The sequence below is a fragment of the Nesterenkonia halophila genome, from assembly GCF_009467795.1.
Taxonomy (GTDB): Bacteria; Actinomycetota; Actinomycetes; order Actinomycetales; family Micrococcaceae; genus Nesterenkonia; species Nesterenkonia halobia.
Genome location: NZ_WIAX01000013.1, coordinates 120,307 through 132,001 on the forward strand (window position 1 = coordinate 120,307; position 11,695 = coordinate 132,001).

An 11,695-nucleotide genomic window follows, 5' to 3' on the forward strand; every position below is an offset into this window, starting at 1 on the left:
TCAGGCCTCCTTCGTCCGGGCGGATCCGGCCAGGCGGGCGTCGTCGCCCGCCTCGCGCGGCGGCAGCGGGTCGTCCGGAGGACCGATCCGCGCGAGCACCGGGACCAGCGCCGCGGCCGCGACCAGGGCGGCGAGTCCGGCGACGATCGCCATCGGCCCGCCGGTCAGCGCCTCGGCGACGTTCTGCGTCGAGGCCATCGCGACGACGATCGGGATGTACATCGAGCTCCAGAACATCACCCCGCGCTCCGAGGACTCGGGGAACAGGCCTCGGCGTCTCAGCCGGTCGGTGACCAGCACCAGCAGGATCATCGCGAAGCCCACGCCGCCGACGTTGGCGTCGACTCCGACGGCGATGCCCAGTGCTTCGCCGATCAGCTCGCCGATCAGCAGGCACAGCGCCAACGCCGCCACTCCGTACACCACCATGGGTCATCTCCTGATTCGTCGTCGCGGGGCCTGCGGCCCCGTCGTGCAGTCGTTGCTCCGGCGGGGCACGCCTCAGACGCCGGCGCCGGTGAACAGCTCGGCGTAGCGGGTCCGCAGCTCGGCCTTCTGCACCTTCCCCATCACGTTGCGCGGCAGCGCCTCGACCACGCGGACCGCCCGCGGCTGTTTGAACCGCGCCAGCCGTCCCTCCAGGGCGCCGACCACGCTCGCCTCGCTCGGGCTCCCGTCCGCGGCGGGCACGACGACGGCGACGACGGTCTCGCCGAAGTCCGGATGCGGCACCCCGATCACCGCCGACTCGGCGACGTCCGGCTGGGCGTCGACCAGCTCCTCGATCTCCTTCGGATACACGTTGTAGCCGCCGGAGATGACCATGTCCTTGTCCCGGCCGACGATGGTCAGCGAGCCCTGCTCGTCGATGCGCCCCAGGTCGCCGGTGATGAAGAAGCCGTCCTCGCGGAACTCCGCGGCGGTCTTCTCCGGCATCCGCCAGTAGCCGGCGAAGACGTTGGGGCCGCGGACCTCGACGAGCCCGACCTCGCCGTCCGGCAGGGGCTCGCCGCTCTCCCGGTCCGTCACGCGGATCTCGACCCCGGGGAAGGGCACCCCGACAGTGCCGGGACGGCGGGCCCCGTCGTAGGGGTTGGTGGTGTTCATCCCGGTCTCGGTCATCCCGTAGCGCTCCAGGATGGCGTGGCCGGTGCGCTCGGAGAAGGCTTCGTGGTCGGCGGCGAGCAGCGGCGCCGAGCCGGAGACGAACAGCCGCATCGAGGCGCAGGCCTCGGCGGTGAACCGCTCGTCGGCGAGCAGCCGGGTGTAGAAGGTCGGCACCCCCATCAGCACTGTGGCCGCGGGAAGCCGTTCGAGGATCGCGTCGGCGTCGAAGCCGGGCAGCCAGTCCATGGCGGCCCCGGCGACCAGCGTCATGTTCGCCGCGACGAAGAGCCCGTGGATGTGGAAGATCGGCAGCGCGTGGATCAGCCGGTCCTCGGCGGTGAACTGCCAGGCCTCCAGCAGCGCGGCACAGTTGGAGGCGAGGTTGCCGTGGGTGAGCACCGCCCCCTTGGACCGGCCGGTGGTCCCGGAGGTGTAGAGGATCGCGGCGGGCTCGTCCTCGGCGACCTCGGCCGAGACCTCGCTGGTCTCCTCGCCGGCCAGCAGGCTGCCGCCGCCGGAGGCGTCGAGAGTCTCGACGACGAGGCCCGGCTCCCCCGCCCCTCCCGCGGTGCGCTCGGCGTGCTCCGCGGCGCGGTCCGGGGCGCAGACCAGCACCCGCGGCGCGGCGTCGTCGAGGAAGTAGTCCATCTCTGCACCGGTGTAGGCGGTGTTCAGCGGCAGATAGACCCCGCCGACGCGCAGCGTCGCCAGATACAGCGCCAGCGCCTCGGGAGACTTCGGCACCTGGGCGGCCACCCGGTCGCCACGCTCGACGCCGTCGGCCAGCAGCGTCGCGGCGACCCGGCGGACGGTGTGCTCGAAGGCGCCGTAGCTGATCGCGGCCCCGTCGGGCAGGTGGAACAGCGTATGCTCCGGGCGGCGGGCGACCTGGGCATCGAAGGAGCGGTGGATCGGGGTGACGGTCGCGGCCATGGCGGCGGGTCCTCTCGTGTCGTGGTCAGGGGTGCCGGCGTCGTCGGGGTCGGGGCGGCCGGCCTGCTCGAGCAGCGGGCCCTCGACGGCGACGGTCCGACGCCGGGCGAAGTCTTCATGGCGGCGCTCGAGGGCCGCCGGGTCGTAGCGGTAGGTGATCATCGCGCCGTAGGACTGCTCGAGCCCCGACGCCGAGTGGTCGGCCGGCCAGTGCAGCTGCCAGGCGGCCGCGCCGTTGCCCAGATGGAAGCGGGCGACCGGGTCGACCGGGCGGCCGTCGTCGCGACGCTCCTCGGTGATGTAGCGGGCCAGCACCGGCAGCAGCCGGTCGCGCAGCGCCGCAGTCTCCGCGGACTGCTCGGGCCCCTCCGGTCCTACAGACTCGCCTCCCTGGTCAGCGCCGTCATGCGCACCGGACGGGCCCGACGTCGCGACGGATCCGCCCAGGTCGATGGCCAGCCGCAGCAGCTCGGGATCCTCCCGGCGCTCCAGCCAGCGGCGGAATCCGGGGATCGGCGAGAGCGTGACGAAGTGCTCCAGATGGGGGAGCTGCTGACCGACCTCCTCGATGACCTGCTTGATCAGCAGGCTGCCGAAGGAGATCCCGGCCAGGCCGGCCATCGCGGTGTTGATCGAATACAGCGCCGCCGTGTCGGCCTTCGACGGGCTCAGCGCCGGCCCCGGCTCGAGCAGCGGCCCGACCTCCCGCGGGATGCCGCGGACCAGGGCGACCTCGACGAAGATCAGCGGCACCTCGCCGGTGGCGGGGTGGAAGAAGGCGAAGCAGCGCCGGTCCTTGGGCTGCAGCCGACGCCGCAGCTCCGTCCGGTCGGCCATCGGGTGGACCTTCTCGCTGCGCAGCAGATGCTGGTGGAGCTCGCGGGGCGAATCCCAGGTGATCTCCTCCATGCGCAGGAAGCCGCGGTTGAACCAGGAGACCAGCAGGTGGTGGAAGTCGTGATCCAGCGGCCGCAGCGCCGGATGCTCGCGCATCAGCCGCAGCAGATCCGCGCGCATCTCCACCAGCGCCGTCGTGGCGTGCGGGGCGTGGTTCAACCGGCGCAGCAGCTGCTGGCGGGGAGGTTCGACGGCGTCGAAGAGCTCCGGCAGCGCGTGGCGCCGCTCCTCGCCGTCGGCGGCCTCCCACTGCTGGTATGCGGTGCGCACCGCCGTCGGATCGACGTCGTAGTCCTCCAGGAGGTGGTGGAGGAACGTGCGCTTCGCCGCGTCGTCCAGCCGGCGGTACGCCGCCAGCGCCCGGGCGGCGACGGCGCGCCGGGAGGCCTCCCCGACCTCACCCATCAGCGCCTCGCAGGCGGCGAGCAGCTCCTCCAGCGGCTCCGGGTCCTCCGGGCGGGGATCCGCCGCGCCGCCGCGGCGCCGCCGCAGGATGCGGAAGAGGTCGGCCAGCAGCCAGCCGTCCTGTCGTGCCATCGTCCCTCCTCATGCGTCGCGACGGTCGGATCCGTCATGTCATGTACATCAGCTATCGTGATGTATATAACAACGCACTGTACCGCACCGCAGGTGATGCGCACCACACCCCGGAGCGGACGGAGCGGTCGACTACGCTGAGCCGCGGAGGTGGACATGGCACGGATCCCGGAGTCGCAGCGCGTCCGCGACGCGCTGGAGAACGCGATCGTCGACGGGCGGCACCGCCCCGGCGAGCGCCTGGACCCGACCCGGCTCGAGGAGGAGTTCGGCTGCTCGCGCACCCCGGTGCGCGAGGCGCTGCAGGCCCTGGAGCGTTCGGGACTCGTCCGGATCCGGCCCAAGCAGGGCACCTACGTCACCGAGCTGGGCCTCTCCGAGCTCGCCGAGCGCTTCGAGGTCATGGCCGAGCTCGAGGGCATGGCCGCCCGCCTGGCCGCCCGCCGCATCGGGATCGCGGAGCTCGCCGCCCTCGACGAGGCGGTGGCCGAATGCGCCCGGCACGCCGAGGCCGGCGACGCCGACGGCTACTACTACGCCAACGCCCGCTTCCACGCCACGATCTACGACTCCTGCGGCAACGAGCACCTCCGCCAGCAGGTCCACCAGCTCAAGCGCACGTTGCAGCCCTACCGGCGGCTGCAGCTGCGCGTGCCGGACCGGATGCGCCGTTCGCTGGCCGAGCACCGCACCATCGCCGCCGCCGTGCGCGCCGGCGACGCCGGCACCGCCGAGGACGCCGCCCGCGAGCACGTGCTGGTCCAGGTCACCGAGTTCAGTCAGCTGGTGACCACCTGGCGCGCCGTGAGCTCGCCGGCCTCGGCGGAGTGACCGGCCGCGACCGCACCGCCGGCTCGGCGCGACCCCGGCCGCATCGAGCGGTCACGTGTGACGACATCTGTCCCGCGATACGGCGGAATCCAGGCGGAGATCCCGTCACACGTGACCACTCGACGCCCGCGGACCTGACACGCCCCGCAGGACCATCGAGCATGTCCCGCGAGCGCCCGGCCGGATAGAGTCGGGAGCGACCCGGCACCGACCCGGAAGGTGACCACGCATGGCGGACCCCCGCTCGCTGCGGCGCACGCTGGAATCCCTCGACGGCCGCGGCTATGCCTCCTACAAGCAGCTGCGCGGCCGGCATGACCTGGGCCCGGCGACGCTGGCCGTCGACCACGTCCAGGTCGACCCCTACGCGCCGCCGTCGCTGATGCGGCTGCTGGTCCCGCGCGAGACCGCCGACCTGCCCGCCGACCTGGTCGACACCGCCGCCGGGCGCACCGCCGTCGCCGACTTCCTGACCCGCCGGGCCGCCGAGGCCGCCCGCCGGCACGGCCCCGACGGTCGCGACGCCGGCGAGGTGAGCATCAATCGGCCCGGCCAGGAGGTGCTCGAACGCACCAGCGTGGTCATCGGCGAGACCCACGTCGAGGCCCGGCTGCATGTGGCGCTGCCGGCCGCCGGACGCCGCATCCGCGGCCGCGACGCCGCGACGCTGCTCACCGAGGTGCTGCCGCGCCTCGCCGAGGAGGCGCTGCACCACGACGCCCTCGACGCCGCGACGCTGCGTGCCCACGTGACCCTGCACCGCGACCAGCTGCATCTGCGCGGGCGGCTCGCCGAGGCCGGCCTGGTCGCCGTCGTCGGCGACGGGGCGATCCTGCCGCGCCGCTCCGGCGACTCGGACCTGCCCATGGACGCCGCCGACGCCGTGCCCTTCAGCTCCCCGGAGTCGCTGCGCGTGACCTTCGAGCTGCCCAGCGGGAGCACGGTGACCGGCATGGGCATCCCGGAGGGCGTGACGGTGATCGTCGGCGGCGGCTACCACGGCAAGTCCACGCTGCTGCGCGCCGTCGAGCGGGGCATCCATCCGCATATCGCCGGCGACGGCCGCGAATGGGTGCTCACCCGGGACGATGCGACCGCGATCCGCGCCGAGGACGGCCGCGCGGCGACCGGAGTGGACATCTCGCCGTTCATCGGCGATCTGCCCTCGGGCTCCGACACCCGCGACTTCTCCACGACCAACGCCAGCGGCTCGACCTCGCAGGCGGCCGGGCTGGCCGAGGCGGTGGAGGCCGGCGCGAAGACGCTGCTCATCGACGAGGACACCTCGGCGACGAACTTCATGATCCGCGACGAGCGCATGCGCGCGCTGATCCCCGCCGACCGCGAGCCGATCACTCCGTTCGTGGACCGCATCCGCCCGCTGCACGCCGAGCGCGGCGTCTCCACTGTGCTGGTCGCCGGCGGCTCCGGCGCCTTCTTCGACGTCGCCGACCAGGTCATCGCCCTGGACTCCTACCTCGCCCGGGACGCGACCGCCGAGGCCCGCGCGCTGGCCGAACACCCCGAGGGCCCGACGACGGCCGGCCCGGTGTTCGCCGGCGGGCGTCGCCGCGTGCCGCAGCCGTCCTCGCTGCGCTCGGGCCGCGGCAAACCGGCCAAGGCCCGTGGGCGCACCGCGATCCAGCAGGACCGCACGACAGTCGACCTCGCCGCGGTCTCGCAGCTGGTGGACCCGGCGCAGACCGCCGCGCTGGCCCATGCGCTGGACCGGCTGGACGAGATGGCCGACGGCCGCCGCGACGTCGTCGAGCTGATCGAGACGCTGTGCGCGCGGATCGACGCCGAAGGACTGGACACGCTGTCTCCGCACCGCGGGCACCCCGGCGCGATGGCGCGGCCGCGGCGCCAGGAGGTCCACGCGGCGCTGAACCGGCACCGCGGCCTGCGGCTGACCTGACCCGCCCCCGCGCGTCGACCCCGCCCCACGATTCCCCGAGATCCCAGATTCCAGACTCCAGGAGGAGAGATGAGCTTCACCTCGCACGACGGCCTCACCCTGCCCGACGTCGGCTTCGGCACCTATAAGCTCAACGGTCTCGCCGGCGCGCAGACCATGGCCGAGGCGCTCGACGGCGGGTACCGCCTGCTGGACTCGGCGTTCAACTACGAGAACGAGGGCGCAGTCGGCGAGGCCGTGCGGCGCTCGGACGTCGCCCGCGAGGAGGTCACCGTGACCTCCAAGCTGCCCGGCCGCCACCACGCGCACGCCAAGGCGGTGCCGGCGATCGAGGAGTCGGTGCTGCGCACCGGGCTGGACCACCTGGACCTGATCCTCATCCACTGGCCGAACCCCTCCCAGGACCTCTACGTCGAGGCCTGGCAGGCGCTCGTCGAGGCCCGGGAGCGCGGCCTGGTCCGGCACATCGGCGTCTCCAACTTCCTGCCCGAGCACATCGACCGGCTCATCGCCGAGACGGGTGTGACCCCGGCGGTGAACCAGATCGAGATGCACCCCTATTTCCCGCAGGCCGCGCAGCGCGCCTACGACGCCGAGCACGGCATCATCACCGAGGCGTGGAGCCCGCTGGGCCGGGCCAATGAGATGCTCACCGACCCGGTGCTGGTGCGCATCGCCGAGGCCCACGACGTCGGCGTCGGCGAGGTCATCCTCTCCTGGCACGTGGCGCTGGGCGCGCTGCCGCTGCCGAAGGCCTCCTCGGCCGAGCGGCGGCGGAAGAACCTCGAGGCGCCGCAGGTGGCGCTGAGCGACGCGGAGATCGCCGAGATCAGCGGGCTGGCCCGCCCCGACGGGCGGACGAACGACCAGGACCCGGCGGTCTACGAGGAGTTCTGAGGGCGTCCGACGTCCCGAACCCGACCGCTGGACGCCGTGCTGGCACCCGTGATTGTCTCGGAGAACGACGGGGCGGGCCCGCCCGAGGAGGGCCCGCCGGGACCGTCATGACGATCATCGAACCGAGGAGGTTCCGTCGATGCATCTGGCTCCGCTGAAGTCGCTGTCCGAGAAGACCGCACCGTACTCCACGATCTATCTCGAGGCCCGCTCGCCGGCCGAGGACGCCGACCACCAGGTCCGGCTCCGCTGGGACGACCTGCGCCGCCGGCTGGCGGACCAGGGCGCCCCCGAGGCCGCCCTGGACGCCATGCAGCAGGCCCTGCTGGGCGACGGCGAGGACCTCACCGAGGTCCAGACCGACGGCCGCGTGCTGGTCGCCGACGCCGAGACGGTGCTCCTCGACGAGGCCTGGGACGCCGCGCTGGGCGCCGGCGACGCCGCCCATGTCTCCCCCGTCCCCGAGCTCGGCGCCTATGTCCGCGAGCGCGCCACCTCGGCACGGCTGCTGGTCGTCGTCGTGGACCAGGAGCAGGCCACCGTGCGCCGCACCCTGGTCTCCGAGGGCCTCCACGCCGACGCCGAGGCCGAGGTCGACGTCGAGGGCCCGGGCCGCGGCTCGGTGCACAAGCCGCGCGAAGGCGCCTACTCCCACCTGGAGATCCAGCGCCGGGCCGACGAGGTGGTCAAGCAGAACGCCCGCGGCATCGCCGAGCGGGTGGACCGCCTGGCGCGCCGGTGGAAGCCCGACGCCGTGGTGCTGGCCGGCGGGATCCAGGGACGCACGGCGCTGAACGACGAGCTGCCGACCGCGCTGGCGGAGATCACCCACATCGCCGAGCACGGCGGCACCGACGACGCCGGCGCCGAGGAGGCCCTGGAGCAGGACCTCCGCGAGATCGTCGCGGGGCTCAGCGCCGAGGACGCTCAGGACTGGACCGGGAAGTTCGAGGAGGCGAAGGCCCGCAACCACGTCGCCGAGGGCGTGGACGCCGTGCGCCTGGCCGCGGAGATGGGCGCGGTGGACACGCTGCTGCTGACCCGCGACGGCGTGGTCGACGGCGAGGGCGCGGTGCTCGCCGCCTGCGCCCGGATCGACGCCGACGCCGCCGTCGCCGAGAAGGAGCTACCCGGCGGCATCGCCGCGATCCTGCGCTTCGAGGCCCCGGACGAGGTCGCCCGCGCCTGAGCCCTTCCCCGGACATCGAGCGGCGGCTCCGCGCCGCATCTCGCCCCGCGACACGGCGTGTCGGCGGGCAGGTGCCGCGCGGAGCCGCAGCTCGATCTTTGCAGTTGCCGGGAGAAGGTCAGCCCACGGCGACCCGCATCGTGAATGTGCCCGGCGCCCGGAACGGCACCAGCAGCACGGTGCCCTCCGACGTCGGCATCTGGCCGCCCAGGTAGGAGTACTCCTCCCCGCTGTCCAGGGCGACGTCGCGAGCCTCGGCGTCGACGCCCTCGAAACTCAGCGCGAGGGACTCTCCGCCCGCGCTCCATCGGGCCCCTCCCGACCGCAGCACCTGTGCCGCCGTCGCCTCAGGTGGCGGGTTCTGGGCGTCGGAATGGTCTCCGTCGAAGGTCAGCTCGCCGTCGCCGGCGAAGACCAGCTGCAGCACGGTCACCGCAGACGGGGACTCCGCCTCCACCTGCAGGCTCCATCCCGGTCCCTCTGGCGTGACCGCCAGCGAGGCGTCAAAGCGGACCTCGGCGAGTTTCCGATCGCTGAAACTCATCGCCGAGTAGAACCGCCCGTCATCCTCGAGGTCGTACACCCCGTCCTGCCGGATTCTGGACCGCCCTCGCAACGGCCGGTGGTAGCCGGTCGAGTGCGCGGCCTGCATCTGCACTGTGCCTCGGTGCTCGGTGAGCTCGTGCGGACGCAGCGGTCCCATGGAGAAGAACCGTGGGGCGATCCGTACCGAACTCAGCTCGATCGCGCCGCGCCGATACTGCAGGAAGGTCGGATTGGTCGACAGACCGGAGGCAGTACGCCCGAACTCCGGGTGGTCGCTGCCCGCGAAGCACGTCAGCGTGCCGCCGCCGGTTTGAAGGCGCAGCAGTCCCGAAGACTCGAGCAGATCGACCCGATCCGGCACCTCATGCGGGGATCCCTCGGGGAGCCGCCGCGCCAACGCCGGTCGCGCCAGGACGTCGGCGTAGATCTCGCCGATCCATTCGTGCTTCTCGTCGAGGATCTCCTCGGCCCGGCGAGCGAAGGCGGCGTCGTCGTCGCGGATCGCGAATTCGCGCAGCTGCAGCACGTATCGCGAGTCGTTCCGCCGCCGCCACTGGTCCTGGCGCCGCGACTGGACGGTCTGGACCGTACCGTCGTCGTCGGTGATGTCCTGGGTGACGCGGAGGTTCCCCCGCACGAGCTCGAGCAGGCCTCCGTCCTGGGTGTGCTCGGCGATGCGGAGCAGCGAGGGGTTCACCACTTCAGAGGCGTACTGGGCCGACCGTTCGGAGTACTGACCGTCGTCGAAGACATCGATGCCCTCGGCCAGCCATTCCTCGGCGCGGGTCACCAGCGCCTCGTCGGGCCAGTGGGCGTTCACCGCCAGCAACGCGCCGGCGACCTCCCAGCGATGGTTCGCGGTGTGCACCCCTCCGCCATGGACCTCGACGACGGCGCGCGCCACGGAGGGCACCAGCTCGTCCAGGCGAGTCGTGACGGCGTCCAGGCCGTCACCCTCCTCGGCGTCGATCAGCATCCGGATGATGACCAGATCGGTGAGCGAGAAGCAGGAGTCCGGCGGCGACTCCAGGTTATTCCCGGCGTCGAAGAGCCCCACCTCGGTCTGAAGATCCTGCACGTGGGCGAGGAGCTCGTCAGCCCGAGCGGCGATCTCGGCGTCACGATGATGCGCGGAATGGCGCCCGGAGTAGGCAGCGACGAGCTTCTTGGCCTCGACCACGCACCAGCGGGCAGCGGGACCGCCGGAGAGGTAGTCCTGCACCGCGCCCGCGCCGGCGAGCAGAGCAGCGTCGTTCCGTCCGGCCAGATCCTCCAGGAATTCGGCGTCGATCGTCTCGTCGCCCAGGTCCGTCTCCGGCAGCGGCTCGTACGCCTGCGGGCGAGCCCAGGCCGGCCCCTGCCCGGTGACGGCCGCGGCTCCGAGCGCCGCGGCGCTGCCGACCCCGAGAAATGAACGCCGGCTCAGCGGCATGGCCCCTCCTGAATGTGTCCGTATGCCCTGATGTCCGGACACTCTATGTGTGATGGATCACTCTCACAAGAGGGGGCCGCCTGACACACGCACCTGCCGCATCTCGACGACGGGGCGAGCCGCCCTGCCCGGGCGACCGGATGCAGGGCCCGCTCAGTCGCGCAGCAGGTCCGCGCCGATCGTCTCGCGCAGGATCTCGCTGGTGCCGCCGAAGATCGTCATCAGCCGCACCGCCAGGTAGGCCTGGGCGACCGGGTACTCCAGGATGTAGCCGTAGCCGCCGTGCAGCTGCAGGCAGGTGTCGAGCATCGACTTCGCCCGCTCGCCGATGAACAGCTTCGCCTTCGAGGCGCCGACGACGTCCAGCTCCCCGGCGTCGAAGGCCTCCACCGTCGCGGCCAGACACCGCTGGACGGCCTCGAGCTCGACCTGCAGCTCGGCCAGCTGGAAGCGGGTGTTCTGGAACTCGGCGACCGGCTGGTCGAAGGCGGTGCGCTGACGCACGTAGTCCACTGTCTGCCCCAGTGCGGCCTCGGCGACGGCGGCGGCCCCGGCGGCGACGGCCAGCCGACCCTGCGGCAGGATCTCCTTGGCGATCTCCAGCCCGCGACCCTCGCCGCCGATGAGGTTCTCGGCCGGCACCCGGGCCTCGGAGAAGAACAGTTCGGCGGTGTCGGAGGCCTTCAGCCCCATCTTCTCCAGCTGCGAGCCGACCTGGTACCCGGGGTTCTCCTCCTTCTCTACCAGGAAGAGGCTGAAGGACTCGGCGCCCCCGCGCCGCTTCACGTCCGAGCCGTCGGTGCGGGCCAGCACCAGCGCGCCGTCGCCGGAGACGGCGTTGCCGATGAACGTCTTCTGCCCGGTCAGCAGCCAGGAGCCGTCGTCCTGGCGGACCGCCTTGGTGCGCACCCCGCGCAGGTCGGAGCCGGCGCCGGGCTCGGTGAATGCCACCGAGGCGATGAAGCTCGAGTCCAGGAACCGCGGCAGCCAGGTCTGCTGCTGCTCAGCGGTGCCGAAGCGACGCAGCGCCGGCAGCACCCAGTCGTCGTGCAGATGCAGCGCGAGGGCCAGCCCCAGCGCGTCGGCGCGGGCGAGCTCCTCGTCGAGGATCATCCGGAACCGGTAGTCGGTCAGCCCCATGCCGCCGTGGTCCTCCTCGACGGCCAGCCCCAGCAGGCCGTTCTCCGCGGCGGCCTCCCAGACCGCGCGGTCCATCAGGTGGGCGGCGTCCCACTGCTTGTAGTGCGGGGTCACCTCGCGGGCGACGAACTCGCGCACCACCTCGCGGAACTCCTCGTGGATCTCCTCGTAGAAGCCGGGGAACATCTCAGGTCCTTTCACAGACGTCGGGCTCAGGCGGATCTGGGCATGCACCCGGTCGACCGGGCAGGCACGGCGCCGACCGCCG

Annotated in this window: 8 protein-coding genes; 4 read left to right on the top strand and 4 right to left on the bottom strand. The window is 72.6% G+C overall.

Going from position 1 to position 11,695, the window contains the following annotated elements; all coding sequences use genetic code 11:
• Both madL and GCL72_RS07450 read right to left on the bottom strand, forming a co-directional pair.
• Positions 1-429 (bottom strand): malonate transporter subunit MadL, encoded by a 429-nt coding sequence (gene madL / locus GCL72_RS07445; RefSeq protein ID WP_153144073.1) that lies wholly within the window; start codon positions 427-429, stop codon positions 1-3.
• Positions 430-501: 72 nt separating this feature from the next.
• On the bottom strand, positions 502-3,474 hold the full coding sequence (locus tag GCL72_RS07450; RefSeq protein ID WP_153144074.1) for an AMP-binding protein: 2,973 nt from the start codon (positions 3,472-3,474) through the stop codon (positions 502-504).
• Between the two features lie 156 nt (positions 3,475-3,630).
• On the opposite strand from GCL72_RS07450, the gene GCL72_RS07455 reads away from it, so the two are divergent.
• The 4 genes from GCL72_RS07455 to GCL72_RS07470 all read left to right on the top strand — a co-directional run bounded on the left by GCL72_RS07455 (position 3,631) and on the right by GCL72_RS07470 (position 8,309).
• The gene (locus GCL72_RS07455) at positions 3,631-4,305 is read left to right on the top strand and encodes a GntR family transcriptional regulator (RefSeq protein WP_153144075.1); all 675 of its coding nucleotides are present in this window, start codon (positions 3,631-3,633) and stop codon (positions 4,303-4,305) included.
• 229 nt (positions 4,306-4,534) lie between these two features.
• Positions 4,535-6,223 (top strand): ABC-ATPase domain-containing protein, encoded by a 1,689-nt coding sequence (locus GCL72_RS07460; protein ID WP_153144076.1) that lies wholly within the window; start codon positions 4,535-4,537, stop codon positions 6,221-6,223.
• Positions 6,224-6,292: 69 nt separating this feature from the next.
• Positions 6,293-7,120 (top strand): aldo/keto reductase, encoded by an 828-nt coding sequence (locus tag GCL72_RS07465; protein ID WP_153144077.1) that lies wholly within the window; start codon positions 6,293-6,295, stop codon positions 7,118-7,120.
• Positions 7,121-7,259: 139 nt separating this feature from the next.
• Positions 7,260-8,309 (top strand): baeRF2 domain-containing protein, encoded by a 1,050-nt coding sequence (locus GCL72_RS07470; protein ID WP_153144078.1) that lies wholly within the window; start codon positions 7,260-7,262, stop codon positions 8,307-8,309.
• A gap of 118 nt (positions 8,310-8,427) precedes the next feature.
• Here the strand turns inward: GCL72_RS07470 and GCL72_RS07475 are convergent, their stop codons facing one another.
• Positions 8,428-10,287, bottom strand: coding sequence for a hypothetical protein (locus GCL72_RS07475; protein WP_153144079.1), 1,860 nt, complete (start codon positions 10,285-10,287; stop codon positions 8,428-8,430).
• Between the two features lie 153 nt (positions 10,288-10,440).
• On the bottom strand, positions 10,441-11,613 hold the full coding sequence (locus tag GCL72_RS07480; RefSeq protein ID WP_153144080.1) for an acyl-CoA dehydrogenase family protein: 1,173 nt from the start codon (positions 11,611-11,613) through the stop codon (positions 10,441-10,443).
• Between the last annotated feature and the right edge of the window lie 82 nt (positions 11,614-11,695).